17 protein-coding genes are annotated in these 17,110 nt (G+C 49.0%); 5 read left to right on the forward strand and 12 right to left on the reverse strand.

The genetic code is table 11. The features are described from left to right. Positions 1-90: 90 nt before the first annotated feature. The 3 genes from AC0L4K_RS14200 to AC0L4K_RS14210 all read right to left on the reverse strand — a co-directional run bounded on the left by AC0L4K_RS14200 (position 91) and on the right by AC0L4K_RS14210 (position 2,312). On the reverse strand, positions 91-870 hold the full coding sequence (locus tag AC0L4K_RS14200) for a DODA-type extradiol aromatic ring-opening family dioxygenase (RefSeq protein ID WP_473266791.1): 780 nt from the start codon (positions 868-870) through the stop codon (positions 91-93). Positions 871-872: 2 nt separating this feature from the next. After that, positions 873-1,712 (reverse strand): glutathione S-transferase family protein, encoded by an 840-nt coding sequence (locus AC0L4K_RS14205; protein ID WP_473266793.1) that lies wholly within the window; start codon positions 1,710-1,712, stop codon positions 873-875. Between the two features lie 174 nt (positions 1,713-1,886). Next, positions 1,887-2,312 carry a DoxX family protein gene (locus AC0L4K_RS14210; protein ID WP_417227496.1) on the reverse strand — a complete coding sequence of 142 codons (426 nt, stop codon included), beginning with the start codon at positions 2,310-2,312 and terminating at the stop codon, positions 1,887-1,889. 114 nt (positions 2,313-2,426) lie between these two features. On the opposite strand from AC0L4K_RS14210, the gene AC0L4K_RS14215 reads away from it, so the two are divergent. Then, the gene (locus AC0L4K_RS14215; protein ID WP_417227498.1) at positions 2,427-3,308 is read left to right on the forward strand and encodes a LysR family transcriptional regulator; all 882 of its coding nucleotides are present in this window, start codon (positions 2,427-2,429) and stop codon (positions 3,306-3,308) included. A gap of 68 nt (positions 3,309-3,376) precedes the next feature. Here AC0L4K_RS14215 and AC0L4K_RS14220 read toward each other — a convergent pair whose 3' ends face one another. From AC0L4K_RS14220 to AC0L4K_RS14245, 6 genes are all read right to left on the reverse strand, one after another. Beyond that, positions 3,377-4,438, reverse strand: a complete 1,062-nt coding sequence (locus AC0L4K_RS14220; protein WP_417227500.1) for an NADH:ubiquinone reductase (Na(+)-transporting) subunit F — start codon at positions 4,436-4,438, stop codon at positions 3,377-3,379. A 61-nt stretch (positions 4,439-4,499) separates the two neighbouring features. Further along, positions 4,500-4,862 (reverse strand): phenol hydroxylase subunit P4, encoded by a 363-nt coding sequence (locus AC0L4K_RS14225; protein ID WP_417227502.1) that lies wholly within the window; start codon positions 4,860-4,862, stop codon positions 4,500-4,502. 66 nt (positions 4,863-4,928) lie between these two features. Continuing rightward, positions 4,929-6,431 (reverse strand): aromatic/alkene/methane monooxygenase hydroxylase/oxygenase subunit alpha, encoded by a 1,503-nt coding sequence (locus AC0L4K_RS14230; RefSeq protein WP_417227504.1) that lies wholly within the window; start codon positions 6,429-6,431, stop codon positions 4,929-4,931. Positions 6,432-6,443: 12 nt separating this feature from the next. Next, positions 6,444-6,713: an MmoB/DmpM family protein gene (locus AC0L4K_RS14235; RefSeq protein WP_473266795.1), complete on the reverse strand. Its 270-nt coding sequence runs from the start codon at positions 6,711-6,713 to the stop codon at positions 6,444-6,446. Between the two features lie 30 nt (positions 6,714-6,743). Continuing rightward, on the reverse strand, positions 6,744-7,730 hold the full coding sequence (locus AC0L4K_RS14240) for an aromatic/alkene monooxygenase hydroxylase subunit beta (RefSeq protein ID WP_417227507.1): 987 nt from the start codon (positions 7,728-7,730) through the stop codon (positions 6,744-6,746). Between the two features lie 58 nt (positions 7,731-7,788). After that, the gene (locus tag AC0L4K_RS14245) at positions 7,789-8,088 is read right to left on the reverse strand and encodes a phenol hydroxylase subunit (protein ID WP_417227509.1); all 300 of its coding nucleotides are present in this window, start codon (positions 8,086-8,088) and stop codon (positions 7,789-7,791) included. 332 nt (positions 8,089-8,420) lie between these two features. Here AC0L4K_RS14245 and AC0L4K_RS14250 point away from each other — a divergent pair, with 332 nt between their 5' ends. The 4 genes from AC0L4K_RS14250 to AC0L4K_RS14265 all read left to right on the forward strand — a co-directional run bounded on the left by AC0L4K_RS14250 (position 8,421) and on the right by AC0L4K_RS14265 (position 13,920). Then, positions 8,421-10,127: a sigma 54-interacting transcriptional regulator gene (locus AC0L4K_RS14250; protein WP_417227511.1), complete on the forward strand. Its 1,707-nt coding sequence runs from the start codon at positions 8,421-8,423 to the stop codon at positions 10,125-10,127. Positions 10,128-10,182: 55 nt separating this feature from the next. Further along, positions 10,183-10,896, forward strand: coding sequence for a 16S rRNA (uracil(1498)-N(3))-methyltransferase (locus AC0L4K_RS14255; RefSeq protein ID WP_417227513.1), 714 nt, complete (start codon positions 10,183-10,185; stop codon positions 10,894-10,896). 216 nt (positions 10,897-11,112) lie between these two features. After that, positions 11,113-12,144: a Fe(3+) ABC transporter substrate-binding protein gene (locus tag AC0L4K_RS14260; RefSeq protein WP_473266797.1), complete on the forward strand. Its 1,032-nt coding sequence runs from the start codon at positions 11,113-11,115 to the stop codon at positions 12,142-12,144. 81 nt (positions 12,145-12,225) lie between these two features. Next, positions 12,226-13,920 carry an ABC transporter permease gene (locus AC0L4K_RS14265; protein ID WP_417227517.1) on the forward strand — a complete coding sequence of 565 codons (1,695 nt, stop codon included), beginning with the start codon at positions 12,226-12,228 and terminating at the stop codon, positions 13,918-13,920. A 411-nt stretch (positions 13,921-14,331) separates the two neighbouring features. Here AC0L4K_RS14265 and AC0L4K_RS14270 read toward each other — a convergent pair whose 3' ends face one another. From AC0L4K_RS14270 to ampD, 3 genes are all read right to left on the reverse strand, one after another. Next, entirely contained in the window at positions 14,332-15,378 is a 1,047-nt protein-coding gene (locus AC0L4K_RS14270) for an ABC transporter ATP-binding protein (protein ID WP_473266798.1), read from the reverse strand. 167 nt (positions 15,379-15,545) lie between these two features. Further along, positions 15,546-16,391, reverse strand: a complete 846-nt coding sequence (locus AC0L4K_RS14275) for a hypothetical protein (RefSeq protein WP_473266800.1) — start codon at positions 16,389-16,391, stop codon at positions 15,546-15,548. Further along, the gene (gene ampD / locus AC0L4K_RS14280) at positions 16,388-17,059 is read right to left on the reverse strand and encodes a 1,6-anhydro-N-acetylmuramyl-L-alanine amidase AmpD (protein WP_473269227.1); all 672 of its coding nucleotides are present in this window, start codon (positions 17,057-17,059) and stop codon (positions 16,388-16,390) included. Before ampD ends, AC0L4K_RS14275 begins: the two co-directional genes overlap by 4 nt. Positions 17,060-17,110: the final 51 nt, after the last annotated feature.

A 17,110-nucleotide genomic window follows, 5' to 3' on the forward strand; every position in this document is an offset into this window, starting at 1 on the left:
ACCTAAACCGATGAAATTGACGCTTCTCATAAGCATCAAAAAAGCCTGAACAGAGTCAGGCTTTTGAGAGAGGATTAACATCAAACAATGTTATTGCCAGAGGTAGGATTCCATTGATAGCGCACTATATAAAATAGGGCTTTGCAACAGGGTTAAACGGTCGGTTACACAACTAGCCCCCATGGCAATCAGCAGCGGTAGATAATGATCGGCTGACGGATGAGCTCTAGCAAACGTTTCCGTTTCAAGCTGCGGCTGACAGAGCGCCGAAATCTGCCGCTCACTCACCTGCTGCCGAACCCATGCTTGAAAGCGCACCACATAGTCCGCAGGCGGTGCATCTTCATGTCGCACAATATCGCGCAGATTATGGGTGATGCTGCCCGAAGCAATCACGGCAATATTCTGTTCTCGTAAGGGTGCTAATGACTCACCCAAAGCCACCAACTGCAGCGGTGATAAGCTCGCAGGCAGAGATAATTGAATCACTGGAATATCCGCCTGCGGCAATAAAAACCGCAGCGGCACCCAAGCGCCGTGATCCAAACCACGCTGGTGATTAAGGGATACCTTGATACCCGCACCACCTAGGCAGTCAGCCACTTGGCCCGCAATCGCCGCGCTACCGGGAGCCGGGTATTGCAGTTGATACAGAGCCGCCGGAAAGCCACCAAAATCATGAATGGTGTCAGGCTGCGACGACGTGGTCACTTCGGCCTCAGCGGTTATCCAATGAGGAGAGATAATGACCACGGCGTTAAGCTGTTCAAATTGCGCAGTCAGCTGCATCAGCTGCGCGCCTGCTTCGCCGGGGTCTAATGCCCACATTGGCGAGCCATGACTAATAAACATAACCGGTGCTGTAGACATTGTTAGCGATCCTGTAAATAACGATACCAGCTAAGCTGAGGCCCAGCGGGGACAAAACCCTGTGGGTTTAAAGCCTTGATCGAATAGTAACCCGACTTAATATGATCAATTCGAGTATTTTGACTAAAGGCATCGATCTGTAATAAACGCTCTAAATAAGCCGATAAAGCGGAATAATCGCCGATGCGCTGCCGGTTGGTTTTAAATAAACTAAAATAGACCGGATCGAAACGTACCAAGGTCACAAACAGCCGAATATCACTCTCTGTCAGCTGCTCACCCACGGCAAACTGATGCTCACTAAAGTGCTGTTCTAAACGATCTAGGGTTGCAAACACCCCAGTATACGCCTCTTCATAGGCCTGCTGCGACGAAGCGAACCCCGCCTTATAGACACCATTATTTAAGCTTTCATAGATCCCCTGATTAAATTGATCAATCTGAGAAGCCTGCGCAACCGGTAATAGATCGATCTCAGAACGGTGTAACGGCCGCAGGTCATGGTTGAAAATCCGTAGAATATCGGCCGACTCATTATTCATAATCGCACCGGCGCCCGCATCCCAGAGCACCGGCACTGTGGCCCGCCCGCTATATGCGGGATCAGTAGTGGTATACAGCTGATGAATATAGGTGATGGTTTCCTCCGCTACCGGCGTACTACCGGGAAAGTCTCCAAACTGCCACCCGCTATCGCTCAATACGGGTTCAACCACACTGATCGGGATATAGTGATCCAAACCCAATAGTGATCGCGCAATCAGTGTGCGAGTCGCCCAAGGGCAGATATACGCCACATACAACTTCAACCCTAACGCCTCGACATCATCAACCGCAGTCATCACGCGCGCAGCGCTGGGGCAGCTCTAAAAGCACTACTCTGGCGTACAAACCGCCCTTGAGCATCTTTACTCTGTACCGGATCCCATTTCTTTTGCCATTTGCCGTTAACTAACATCACTCGTCCTCCTTGGAATAGACCCCATAAATCGGGGCCTCGCCATAAACCAGAGTATTTAAACCGCCGCTTTCAAAGACCGTTGAGCCGCTTTGTGTTCATCAAACAACACCCAACGACCATTGCCTAATAAGCCCTGTACCAGTGAAGCAATGATGAGAAAAGCAGGATATTCCCAACCACCACCTTGATTACCAAAGCCCCAACCGTTTGCCCCGTGTACCAACACAATAGAACCGAGTAATACCGGCACCAAGGCCAACGCGATCCAGCGAGCATAAACACCTAACACCAATGCAGTGCCACCGGCAATTTCGATCGCCATGGTCAACGGCCCCATAAAGGCGGGTACACCTAAAGAGGCAAAATAGCCGGCGGTGCCCTCGGGTGAGAACACCAATAGCTTGAGCAAACCATGAGCCAGATACATCACGCCCAGTGCGATGCGAAGCAAGGTGGTTGCGTATTCCTGTTGTGTATTCATCTCTATCTGTTCCTTAAGCAAAACTATGTAATGGATAAGGTGATTTTTGACCACAGAGGAAAAATAAACAATAATCCATTCACTATACTTATTGTTCGGATATATTTAACAGTTATGGATAAGCTCAACCTGATGACCTCCTATATTGCGGTGGCTGAACAAGGCAGCTTTACCGCCGCTGCACGACAACTAGGTAAAACCAAAGCGCTGCTGAGTACTCACGTATCGCAATTAGAAGAGTGGCTTAAAGTTCGCCTGATTACCCGTTCGACCCGCAGCATGAAGCTGACCCCCGAAGGCCAGAGCTACTATGAACAGGCGAAGAAAATAATAGATGATATCGCCACGCTAGAAGCCGAGCTGCAGCATCAAAATCGCACATTAGTCGGACGCCTACGAATTGCCGCCCCCACCACCTTCGGCGAACTTGTGTTGATGCCCTATATCGCGCAGATACTCACAGACAATCCGGAATTAACCATTGAGTTAGTGCTGAATGATCGCTTTACGGACCTGATCGCTGAAGGCTTTGACCTAGGCATTCGTATTGGTCAGATGGACGACTCCAACCTTATCGCCCGCTCCGCCGGATCTTTACAGATGATGCTCTGTGCCAGTCCTGACTATTTAAAACGCTACGGCACGCCGCATCAGCTAACACAGCTGAACAAGCTGCCGTGCGTCTTTGATAGCAACCATCGAGCAGGTGCCAGTTGGCGCTTTCAAACGGACGACGGGTTAATTGAAGTCCGTCCAACATTTGTGGTCCGCGTTAACAGCGCCCTCGCCGCCGCGAATATGGCCCGCAGCGGCACGGTGATCGCTTACTGCCCGGACTTTGCCGTCAATGGGATGCTACAAACCGGGGAACTCGTCCCGGTATTGGCAGACCTCTGCCACAAACAGATACCGGTAAATATTATCTATCCGCACCGCCAACACCTTTCAGCCAAGGTGAAGGCCTTTGCCGATGGCTTGATCAGCTACCTTCATTAAAGCCACACAAGACGGCTCTCTCATTTCAGACCACTGGAACAATGCCGACAATCTGCCTTTTAGAGCCACTAGATGCGCTTAAACAATGCGGATCGATTTTGCTCTTCTGCGCCATCTGCAGCAGTTACAAACCGCTCCATATGGATATCCCGCTCGAATAAGCGTCCCTGCATTAAGGTGGTAATAGCCGCATCGATCATCGGTGGCGGGCCGCACAGATACGCTTTATTACCATCAAAGCGGCCATTAAAGTGGGCCTGTGCCGCTTCATGGACATAGCCGGTAAAGCCCTGCCAGTTATCCTCCGCTTGCGGAGCATTTAAGGCTGGCACATAGGTAAAATTGGCAAACTCTTTTGCCAATTGTTCAAACAAGTGACGGTTATAGAGTTCCCCTACATTGCGCGCGCCCTGCAACAACGTAATCGGACGACGGTCCCCCTCTTCTAACAGATCAAGAATCATTGATTGCGGACTAGAAAGCCCTGAACCACCGGCAATAAAGATCACCCCTTGTTGATCGGATTTACGCACAAAAAACTGGCCATAGGGTCCACTCACATCCAACGTATCCCCCACCGTCAATTGCTCATGGAGATACGCCGTGCCTACACCATCCGGCACCCGCCGCACATGCAACTCTAAGCAAGTGGCATCAGAGGGTTTATTAGCAATCGAAAATGCTCGACTCCCCTCCACTCCAGGAATATTCACATTAATATACTGGCCCGCCTGAAACGCCATCGGTTTATCTAGTTCAAAAAAGATCCCTTTAATCGTCGGAGATAGATCCCTAATATCGATCACCGTCGCGACAAAATCCAACACTGGATGACCAGCGAAGTCATCATCCACGTCAATATCCGCCTCAATCACCATATCGGATTCAGGCATACAGCAACAAACGAGGACTTTACCCTCTTCCCGTTCCATATCCATCAGCGCAAACGGCGAAGCATTACCAAGATCGCTTTCCCCTTCCAACACCTGCACCTTGCAGGTTGCACAGGTGCCATGACCACAAGCAAAAGGCAACCAGACACCTTGCCGCAAGGCGGCATCCAGAATCGTCTGCCCCTCTTCAACTTCAATGACATCACCGGTTGGTTCAACGGTTATTTCATAACTCATAATTTCACCTTGCTATAGGACCACGACAAATAACGTCGGCCCTACCTTAATCTGGCGGCATTTAAACACCGGCGTTTTTATAACCCAACAGTTCAGGGGTCTTAAAACGTATCAACGATTTATGCCCCACGCCCTGCGCCTCAAGACTGACCTCTAACTGCGGTTTAAACGACTCGCCATCGAGCAACCACTCAACGCTGTTCCAGTTGATCTGACTGAATTCGGGATGCTGTCCAAACGCCTCGGGCAGAGTGCTCTCGATCAGTTCACCAAATGTCATAGTCGGCGACAGCAAACACGTTTTGGCCGAACAAAACATCCGATGTTCATCCCACGACAAATAAACCAGCTGATTGCCATGAAAGTTCTCAACCCGGTCTCGTGTTTCACCTGTATAACCAGGATTCAATGAAAAAATTGGCATTGTTATATCCTCTTCTGCTACGGATATGGCCGTGCCATATCCGTTGTTATTGTTATTATTGGAGGCTTACGCGACGCCTTTCCATTTATTCCAACGCACCTCATCCGGCGAACCTTTTATATCCATATTGTCGTGGCCGACATTCATCTTGTAATAATCCTTCAGAATATCGCCAACATCTGGGCCGCCACAGTTGCCTTGAAAAATCTGATGTACGGGTAACCATGCCTGCACATATTTTTCCGGCTCATCGTTAAAGATGTCACAACAACCATCAGAGCAGAAATGATAGCGTTCTCCCTCGTAGACCGTCTCACGCATCGAGTTTTGGTTTGGATTCTCCATATCGGTAAATAACATAGGGATCTGACACACCTGACAAAGCTGTGGTAATCCTGAGGTATAAAAACGTTCGCCCTTAGCTTCCTTCTCTTTCGCCATCTCCCACAGCGGGCGGTAGTATTTATCAAAGGTGTCGGGGTACTGCTCTGACAACCAATCGAGTTCCTCATCCGATGGAATCCAAGTATGGAAACCAGCGGCATGGCCGTAGCTATAGAATGTCCACCACGTCTGATGCGAAACATGATGTTTCTCTTTTTCAATCACATCGGCATATTTCGGCATCCGAATGCCATAGCGGGCCAGATCCTTAAACAGCGCGCCACCGGCGTCTTCAAAATACACCTCCCAGGCTTCCTTCCACGACATCACCTTATTAGGCAACATATAGTCCATCATCATCGCCACTAGGCTTAACAAACGAGTGCCACGCCAAAACCACTTATCCAGCCACTTTTGCACAATCGGCAGATTATCTTCATGCTGTTCCAGCAGGAATTTAATCACTTCCAACCCCAGCGTCATATGCCGAGCCTCATCCGATTGAGCCGAAAAGCCAAACGTTACCGTCGCCATATCACCGTTATGGGCAGCACCCGACATAAAGGGCACAAATAGTAAATTGGTTAACACATATTCAAAGGAAAAGCCGATCGCCAACATAAACTCAAACGGCCCACCCGAACGCGCATCATGAAAGAACGATCGAGGTACCGACAGATACCATACCCGATCCTGCATATGGCTGAATTCTTGGAAACCATCAAAATATTTATTGTAGTGGCTCATCGCATGAATCTGGGTCTGCACATGACGTAACTCATCCAGTGCCTGCATCTGACAAGCAACTCTGGCACCCACACCACTTAATTGACGTCCCACGTGGGCAAAACCCTCGGATGCCTGATATTCCTGCGGCGAAATACCGGTCAGGAACAGTTTAATTGCGTTGACATAACGGGCATCTGTGACATTGAGGTGACCATTATTCTGTGAGAAGGCGTCCAGAATGGCATAGAGTTTCTTTTCTTTCTCAGCCTGATATTTCCAGTACGCATCCATTGTTAAGCGGAACGGATCTTCCCACTTATCCCAATCAGTAATTTTTATTCCTTCAAACGCCTCATAGGGAAACGCCTCTTGTCGGTCTTCGTAGGAAAACTCCCAATCAAGGTCACGGGTTAGTAAGCGATACTTATCTTTTATAGTTAGTTTTTTAGCAGCCATAATGTTTCCCCCTTACTGTTTCCACTCGAGCGCGAACTGATCATCATCTTCATCGACGTTGCCGCCTAAAGTGATTAGATTGAGGTGTAGCTCTTGCACATCCCAATCCCGACCCATTTTTTCTTCTACCACTTCACGTTCAATCACCAACCGCGCCTCCCGCTCAATACGAATCATGGCTGGTTGATGGATAATGGTGGCATCGGGATTACTTTCTTCTATGGCTTCGACAATATAGCGGGACTCATCATTGTCCTGCAGCACGATATATACTTTTGACATGGTATTAACCTTGTTATTTTTATAGGCGGTTTATTGGAACAAACCCGCTTTATTTAAGCGTTTAAGCAGCGCGCCTTCTGCCACATTGAGCGCCTGATCATCGATCATCTCTTGTGCCAACGGTTGCAATGCCTTAAGCGCTTTCTCTTTCCAAGCGGTAATCCAGAGTTCTAAGTGCTGCTGATTAGCGGTCGATTCCGCGGCGGCAATCTTCACCACCGCATCCACCCAGCGGTTCGTCTCTTTATTCCAATTTTGAATAAATTCGGTCAACATGCTGAAATCCTGTCCGCCGTTATCCGCTAGCCATTGATCAAACTGCAGATAGACAAGCTCATAGATCAAGCCATCGAGGACCACATCTTGGGCGACAAACGACTCAAACCAATCTTTGACGCAGATATTCGCCTCACAATAAGCGCGCATGCCCTGCCACACGGCATCACTCATCCAGAAGCCTTTAGCCTCCACCAGCGCATCACCAGAGTTACCATCCAGAATTAGACCGATACGAGACAGGTACTGTGCATTCCCCAGACGATCCATACCGTTAAATAGCAGCGCTTGAGAGATAGCGGTTCCACTGGCGAAGGAGTTGCCATACATATTGTTCAAATTCGCCGCCTGCTCGACATGACGAAGAGGCACTAACAAGCGGATAACCTTCTGCTGAATCGCTTCAGGGATAAGACGAGCCAGATCACGTTTTTCAAAGAAACTGTAATTACTCTCCGCCACTTCTTGCTGTTTGGCGCGGGCTTGAACATAAGAGCCGTAATAAAATTGGCGAGGGTCTTTAAAGGCATACCAATCCTGCATCACAATCGCGGTACGTGTGACATCATTCAACTCATATTCGGGCTGCCACAATGGCTTATAGTGAAAGTTACGTTCGGACGCCACGTCATAGGTGGCTTCTTGATAGCGGGTTGCTGGTTTGTCGCCAAAACGACGTTCGATATGCGCAAAGGTATGGCGCACGGGCTCCAGCATTGCAGTTTTAATCTCAATGGTCATTGGTTTTTATCCCATTCTTTGGATCATTATTGTTATTTTCAAAACATCCGCATAAGTATCAGCGGTTACGAGCCATCAATGTCGCTTCACCGTAGCGCCACTTCTTCATCTCAATATCGACAGCGTCCTGCTGCGCTTGGGTCATAAAGACCACGTTATTGGTCTGACAGAACTGATCAAATACCTTTTGAGGCATAATCAACTCAACAAATAACGCGGGATCACCGATAGCAAAATCAAACTCCACAAAGCGTGCATGCTCCGGGCTTCGCACCCGAACATAGCGGATTAGCTTTTCCCCAGTGTGGCTATCTAAACAATCGTTGCCCCCCTGATCGTCTCGTTGTGTTGTCACCATCTGTGCTCCTTGAAACTTAAATTACTCAAAACAGATAGAGCAAGCGCTATGCCAGACAGAAAAAAACAACAAAAAAAACCGCAATCCCTTGAAATAATTGAATTATTTATCTATTCCCATCAAATACAGTAGATTGTTGACGCGCCCATTTCCCACTTGTTCAAACCAACCAAATGGTTAAAAGTTAATGAAAAAGTTAAATTTTTCTCCGCCGCTAGCGAAGAACAACGCACACCGAAAATTTAGGGTGTTGTTTTTTTAGAAATAGCGCCACAATAAAAGAGTGGCCACCGGCTATCTAAAAATAACTATAATGACCATGTGCAAAAAATATGACCGAACAAAGCCTTGTACTTCCAAACCCGCAAGACCTGCTCAAACAGATTCGCTTTGAAACTGAAGAGGGTAAGATCTGGCTCGATGAGCAACGTATGCTGCTTATTCACTCATCCGTCATGGGCCTACTGCGTAATGAATTAATCCAAACAATGGGGGTTGAGCGCGCTAAAGGGTTCCTAATGCGTTTTGGTTACCATACCGGCTGGCGAGATGCGGAGCTGGCCAAAAAAGTCCGCCCGGATATGAGCGCTGAAGAGGCCTTTATGGTTGGCCCGCAGCTTCATGCCATTAAAGGCATGGTAAAAGTAAAACCTAATTCGCTAGATTTCGACTCCGATAGCGGCCATTTCCATGCAGAGTTTGACTGGTTCAACTCTTATGAGGTGGAAACCCACCTTTCCAATTTCGGCAACTCTGATGTTCCTGTTTGTTGGACACTCATCGGCTATGCCAGTGGCTTTTCAAGTTTCTATATGGGCCGCCAAATTGTTATCAAAGAAACCCAATGTGCAGCCACCGGTGCCCATCACTGCCATATTGAGGGCCGACCCGCAGAGGAGTGGGACGATGCTGATGAGGTGCAAAAATACCTATTACCCGATCCCATTATCGAGCAGTTGCTAGCGCTGCAGGATGAGGTAAGCACCCTGAAAAATCAGGTTCGCAGCTCAGAAAGCGAAGAAGATATACTGTTTAACAGCGTAGGACACTCTGCAGCATTTAAGAATGTCTGCCACCTAATCAAGAAGGCTTCAAAAAGCAAAGTGAGTGTGTTACTTCAAGGAGAAACAGGGGTGGGAAAAGAGATTGTCGCTCGTAGCCTACACGGCTCAAGTGATCGAGCCAGCCAACCCTTTATTGCGGTCAATTGCGCCTGTATTCCACCCGATCTAATCGAAGCTGAATTATTTGGCGTTGAAAAAGGCGCCTATACCGGTGCAAGCCAATCCAGAGAGGGAAAGTTTGAACGGGCTCATCGAGGCACCATTTTTCTCGATGAAGTAATCGAACTATCGCCTCGAGCGCAGGCCTCCCTATTACGGGTATTACAAGAGTCAGAATTTGAGCGAGTGGGAGATACCCACACCCGCCGCATTGATGTCAGAGTGGTGGCTGCCGCTAATGAAGATCTAGAGTTAGCGGTACAGGAAGGGCGCTTTCGAGCCGACCTCTTCTATCGCCTCAATGTCTACCCAATACATATTCCGCCACTGCGCGATCGAACGGAGGACATCCCCCTACTGATCGAGCACTTTCTTAAAAAATACTGCGCTCTGTATAACAAAAAAATTACCGGCGTTTCAGACAAAGCCCTTCAGGGGCTCACCCAATATAAATGGCCGGGTAATATCCGCGAGCTAGAAAATATGATTGAACGGGGTGTCATTCTGGCGGAAAGTAATCATGTCATTGGTTTTGAAAGCTTATTCCCCTCGTTATCTGAGCCCTCCCACCCACTCAACATCATTAATGGCCGGGTTTCATTACATAAAGAAGACTCGCCACAATCGGATCAGCAGCCTGACCCACAAACGGCTGAGCAACTGCTCGTCGACAACTTCAGTCTAGAAGAATTAGAGCAACAACTAATAGACGAAGCAATGGCTCAGGCCAACGGCAATGTGTCAAAGGCAGCCCGTAAGCTAGGCTTAACCCGTCCAGCGCTGGCATATCGACTGCGCAAACGACAAGATAGCTAAGTTAAAAAAGCTGCTTTAGAATGGCGAGCCTAAATTGATGCTACGCTGGGACACCATGAACCTGATTCTGCTTTTTGAAAGTGATTTTACCGCCGTTGATACCGTCGTCATCAGCGATCGACGTTTTCACCACATCAAACAGTTTCACCAACCGGTGCCAGCGCAGTCGCTTAAAGTGGGTTTGCTCAATGGCGAAATTGGCCAAGGCATTGTCCTCAGTCTGACGGAGCAAAGCATCACATTGCAGGTTAAGCTGACTCAGCAACCACCCGCGCCGCTCCCCCTGACTCTACTGCTAGCACTGCCTCGGCCGAAAATGCTTAAGCGCACCCTGCAAACCGTTACCAGTATGGGGGTCAAGCAGATCTACCTGATCAACTCATATAAGGTTGATAAGAGTTACTGGTCGACCCCTCTGTTGCAGACACAATCCCTAACAGAACAGTTACTGCTTGGCCTAGAGCAAGCAGGCGACACCCAAATGCCTGAAGTTCACCTACGCAAACGCTTTAAACCCTTTGTCGAAGATGAGTTACCGGTAATCGTTCAGCACAGCCGCGCACTGGTCGCCCACCCTTATAACGCCGCGATTTGTCCGCCCGCAGAGTCGGTTAAAACAACCCTTGCCGTCGGCCCTGAAGGGGGGTTTATCCCCTATGAAGTGGAAAAACTGCAGGATGTCGGGTTTGCAGCTATTCATATCGGCCCCCGTATCCTCAGGGTCGAAAACGCCGTGCCAGTGTTACTAGCCAAACTATTCCCGGTATGAAACCCTCTACAGCAGAGATTTAGAACTTAATTAATAGCCGTCAAACTGATTTCGGTCAATTTAATTGAGAATCATACGCATTACCATTGACATTAACCCCGCTATAAATAAGAATAGTTCCCATTAGCAATACACAATGACTCGACGCTCTCGAGCGTAACGCATTCGCCGTTACCCGGTAGCTGCATGCGGTCTCATAGATCAGGTATCCCTATAATGCGTAATAATTTGAAAAAACTGGCGTTTCTTACTCTACCTCTCACTCTAGCCGCCACTCATGTGTCTGCCGCTGATGAAGTGAACATCTACTCTTACCGCCAGCAGTTTTTAATTCAACCGATGCTCGATGCCTTTACTGAAGAGACCGGTATCAAAACCAATGTGGTATTTGCGAAAAAAGGCCTGATCGAGCGCTTAGAGCATGAAGGCAAAAACTCACCTGCAGATATCGTACTGACATCAGATATTGGTCCGCTTTACGATGTTGTCGCTAAGGGTCTAACCCAAGCGGTCCACAGTGATGTGTTAGAAGAAAATATCCCAGCTCATTATCGTGATCCTGATGCCCACTGGTTTGGTTTAACCAGCCGCACCCGCTTGATCTACGCTTCGAAAGATCGAGTCAAACCCGGCGAAATTGAAACCTACGAAGATCTCACGGATCCTAAATGGGAAGGCCGTATCTGCACCCGTAGCGGTAAGCACACTTACAACCTGTCACTGATCGGTTCAATGATTATTCACCATGGCGAAGCCGAAGCGGAACAGTGGCTCGAAGGTCTGAAAGCCAACCTCGCTCGCAAACCACAGGGCAACGACCGCGCTCAAGTTAAAGCCGTTAAAGAGGGGGTTTGCGACCTCGCACTGGGTAACTCTTACTACTTTGGCAAGATGCTGACCAATGATAAGCAGCCAGAACAGAAAGAGTGGGCTAATGCCGTTAACCTCGTGTTCCCGAATCAGAAAGACCGCGGTTCACACATGAGCATCTCTGGAGCAGCACTGACAAAATACGCACCGAATAAACAAGCGGCGATCCAACTAATGGAGTTCCTCAGTCAAGCCAAAGCACAATCCATGTATGCTGAAGCTAACTTTGAATTCCCAATTCGCCCAGGCACCAAACGTTCGGCGCTACTCGACGAATATATGGGCGACTTCAAACAGGATAACGTCAGCCTGCAAGAAATTGCCGAACTACGCGCAACCGCCGCACGTATGGTTGATAAAGTAGGTTTTGATAACTAAACCGACACCGACATATTTGGACAATTCGACATCAAAACGGTAGTCTGCGCGCTACCGTTTTTTGTTTAAGAAGACAGCGTTATGCAGGCAGAACAAGCCATCCCAAAAATCAAGCAGCCCCCAACTCTCATGACACCACAAAAAAACTATCTGTTTGGTTGGTACAGTGGCACCTGGGGCACCGCGTTGATGGTGGCACTGCCGATCCTCTCGGTTTTTTATCTTGCTCTGTTTCCCAAAGAAAATATCTGGTCACATCTCGCTGCCACCGTGTTACCGGTCTATGTCACGACGACGCTCGCATTGATGGTCGGCGTAGGCGCACTATCCATTGCGACCGGCGTTTGCGGTGCTTGGCTGGTAACCATGTGCCGCTTTCCTGGACGCAAACTGTTCGAGTGGGCATTGCTACTGCCCTTTGCCGTACCAGCCTATGTGATCGCTTATGTCTACACCGACCTACTGGAATACTCCGGGCCGTTACAGATAGCCCTGCGGGAGCTGTTTGGCTGGCAAACCGCGCGAGATTACTGGTTTCCCGATATTCGTACCCTTGGTGGCGCGATTCTAATGCTATCGATGGTGCTATACCCCTACGTCTATCTATTAACCCGCGCCACATTTTTAGAACAATCGACAACGATTCATGACGCTAGCCGGACTCTCGGCTGCACGCCACTACAAAGCTTCTATCGGGTATCCCTGCCAATTGCCCGCCCCGCAATCGCCGTGGGTTTATCTTTGGTTTCCATGGAAACCATTAATGATTTTGGTACGGTGGATTATTTTGCCGTCAAAAGCATGAGCGCGGGCATCTATGATACCTGGCTAAATATGGGCAACCTCGGCGGCGCAGCGCAGATCGCCAGCCTAATGATGATCTTTGTCGTGGTACTAATTTCACTGGAGCGCCTTGCACGCGCGAAGCAACGGCAATTCAATAGCTCTGATCGCTACAAAACACTCACCGGTTATCGATTAACCGGCTGGCGAGCTTGGGGCGCCACGCTACTCTGCGCGCTACCGGTAATCACAGGCTTTGCTATTCCGGTGTGGGTATTAGCGGGCTATGCACTGAAACATATCGATCAGCTCTGGACGCTTGAGTTTTTCACCTATGCGAGCCATAGCTTTATACTCTCCAGTAGCGCAGCGATACTAACCATTATCATCGCCCTACTTCTGGCTTATTCCAAACGACTGCATCGCAACAAGAGCCTCAAGATAGCCGTGCAGTTTTCAAGCCTCGGCTATGCCATGCCCGGAGCTGTGCTAGCGATTGGTGTCATTATTCCTTTGGCAGCATTCGATAATACCATCGACAATCTGATGGATCAGTTTTTTGGCATTTCCACGGGTCTATTGCTTAGCGGCACCGCTTTTGCTGTTATCTTCGCCTATGTCGTACGCTTTTTAGCGGTTTCCCTCGGGTCGGTAGAATCCAGCTTGAATAAGATTACCGAAAGTATGGATATGGCCTCCCGCTCATTAGGTCTCTCGCCACTGCAAACCCTACTGAAGGTACACCTACCGCTCATTAAAGGCGGTATTCTCACTGCGGCTTTAGTGGTGTTTGTTGATTCAATGAAGGAGCTGCCAGCAACGCTAATTTTGCGGCCCTTTAATTACGACACCTTAGCCACCTACGTTTACCAGTATGCCTCTGACGAAATGCTAGAAGCCTGCTCATTAGCAGCGCTATTGATTGTACTTGTGGGCATTATTCCGGTTATTCTCTTAAGCCGCACCATATCTGGCACCCGCGATATCCACTAAACCCAAACGAGATTAAATAACATCGCTGCCAGAGGCAATCCCAGCAATAACAATGCCCCCCCTGTGGGAGCCCTGTCCCGGGGCGATAAAACCAACCAAAAACCATCGCTGCCAGAGGCCGCTCCCATATTAATAAAGCCTCTGTGGGAGCCCCGTCCCGGGGCGATAAAACCAACCAAAAACCATCGCTGCCAGAGGCAGCTCCCACATTAATAAAGCCTCTGTGGGAGCCCCGTCCCGGGGCGATAAAACCAGCTAAAACCATCGCTGCCGGAGGCAGCTCCCACATTAATAAAGCCCCTGAGGGAGCCCTGTCCTGAGGGCGATAAGACCAACCAAAAACCATCGCTGCCAAAGGCAGTTCCCACATTAATAAAGCCTCTGTGGGAGCCCCGTCCCGGGGCGATAGATTTAGCTAGAAAACGCGATAGGGCGATGTGCAGCGACATGCAACGAAACCTGCGAACCAACTTCGAACATCAGCGGTTCAAATATTTCAGATTCAATTCGCCGGCCTGATGGCAGCAACAGATGATATACCACCGAATGACCCAAAAATTCTTTCTGCTCAACAAGGGCCATCACACTCCCTTTATCCATACTCGGACGGATATCAGCAGGGCGGATAAAGAGAGATAGATGCTTACCTGAAGCCCCACCGAAAGGCTCAGCAAAATCCAGCGTGCCTAGCTCGGTTTTCACTGAGGTTTCATTCAAGCACTCCCCATCAAACAACTCCCCTTTGCCGACAAAGCCTGCCACCAAAGGATTAACTGGCTGATAGTAGAGTTCGGTTGGCGAGCCCCACTGTTGCAGTTGCCCCTGTGCCAGAATCCCCAGCTTATCACTGATCGCAAACGCTTCTTCCTGATCATGGGTCACCATAATTGAGGCGATACCTTGATCTTTAAGAATAGCCCGAACTTCTAAGGCCAGCTGACGACGCAGATCGGTATCCAAATTGGAAAACGGTTCGTCCATCAATAGCAGGTTGGGCTTCGGCGCTAATGCTCGGGCTAGCGCCACCCGCTGCTGCTGACCACCGGATAACTCATGGGGGTAACGGGCAGAAATATCAGGAAGCTCCACCAGCTTCAACAGCTCAGCCACCGAGCGTCTTTTTTCAGCCGCACTGTGTTTCTGCAAGCCAAAAGCAATATTGTCAAACACGCTCAAGTGCGGAAACAGTGCATAATCTTGAAATACAACACCGATACTCCGCTGCTCTGGCGGCTGAGTGAAGGCGGCGGTAGAGATCGCTTGACCATTCTGTAGAATACGCCCAGCTAACACCGGATTGAAACCGGCAATCGCACGTAATACCGTCGTTTTACCGCAACCACTAGGGCCTAGCAGACAGGCAATTTCGCCCGAGTGCAGCTGAAAATTCAGCTGTTCAGCGATCACTGTATCGTCATAGCCACAACTAAGTGAGTTGAGTTCCAGTAGAGGGGTCATACGTTGGGTGCTCGCTATCCTAAATGAAAATGATTCTCGCTTATATCTGGTAATATTTCAACCATCTAACCGTTGTAACTCGAGCAATCAAAAGGAATATTTGACGATGGTGATTATACAGACCTCGCTATCAAGCTGAGGTTTTTCTTGATAGCACTAACATCGGTTCAATAAAAAGGCGACTCGATACCGAGCATGGTAAGCAGCCCCAACACCAGCAACCACAGAATCGCGGCACGTCGAATCAATTGATTGAGGCTAACAATCTCTTCTGCCGCATGATGCATAAACTGCTCATCGCCTCCATTAGCCCGTTGAAATTGATAAGTGCTATCCTCTCCGATAGCTCCAAGCGCGATCTGAAATAACCATTCACGCGGTTTTAACCCCTTGGATTCTGGGTGCTTCAACTGGCTATAGGCACTAAAGCCATTACCGACGATAAAGAATGTGAATCCTAACAGCCTAGCCGGTATTAAAATCACCCATTGCGCGACGCTATCCAACCGCTTAGCCGCCAACCGTTGTAGCGTCCAACCGGCCCACAGCGCGAGAAACAAACCCGGCACCCCTAAACAAACAAACCAAAACAGCACGGCAAAGAAGCCGGTCAATGATAGGTAGAGATACTGCTGACAAATAGCATAATGAGCTGCAGGAGTGTCGATCACATCATCGGTTCGCTGAAGCCCTAACAAACCGGCTAACTGCAACCACGATGCTTCAAAGTCGCCCCGACACCAATCCTGATAATATTTGCCGGTTATATCGCTGGGCGACCAGTTTTCCAAATAGAAGTACAGCGCTAACAACTCGGCTACCAACAGCAAGAAACCAAAGGACCAACTAAACCATTCGAGCAGCAGCACCTCTCCAACGAGCAAACCGAAAATAAGCAGCCACCAATAACGATCTTTTCCCGGTTGATTCGCTTGAGCCAACTCAACCGCCCGTTGTGAGCGGCGTTTATAACGCCCGAAGATCAGCACGAGCATGACCGCTAAGAATTTCATCCCTGTATCTCCATGGTTAGCAGCCGATTAAAATAATCCCGATTAAAGGCAGGGCCCGGATCGGTCTTACGTTGCGGCGCGATATCCGAATGGCCAGTAATCTGATCTGGTCTCATATCAGGATAGTAAGCAATCAGCGCTGCGGCCACACGCGCTAGCTGTTGATACTGTTGTTCCGTATAAGGAATAAGGTCGGCACCTTCAAGCTCAATACCAATAGAGAAGTCATTGCAGTTGTCGCAGCCAGCATAATGCGACTGCCCTGCATGCCAGGCACGCTGATCAAAACTAACGAACTGCACCAACTGCCCTGTGCGCTTAATCAATAGATGAGCAGACACCTTAAGGGTGTCGATCGTGGCAAAATAGGGGTCGGCATTCGCGTCCAGTTGATTAACAAAGAAATCTTCGATATAGCCACCGCCAAATTTGCCCGGCGGTAAACTGATATTATGCACCACCAGCAAGCGCGGTAACTGCTCTGCTGGGCGCTGATTAAAGTTCGGCGATGGGCAATGCACCGCAGCACTCAACCACCCCGCGTTGATCTGTAAATTATCCTTAGACTGCGTCATTTTTCCTCGAACAGCGACTACTTTACCCGACAGGTTTCCGTTAGAATAGCCGCCTGTGAGCGACCACTGACTGAATAGTACCACGCCGCACACATCAGACAAGCTATCAACACAGCCTTCGCCTGTGATAGCTGATTAACCGGA

The sequence above is a fragment of the Amphritea sp. GJ51-11 genome, from assembly GCF_055808735.1.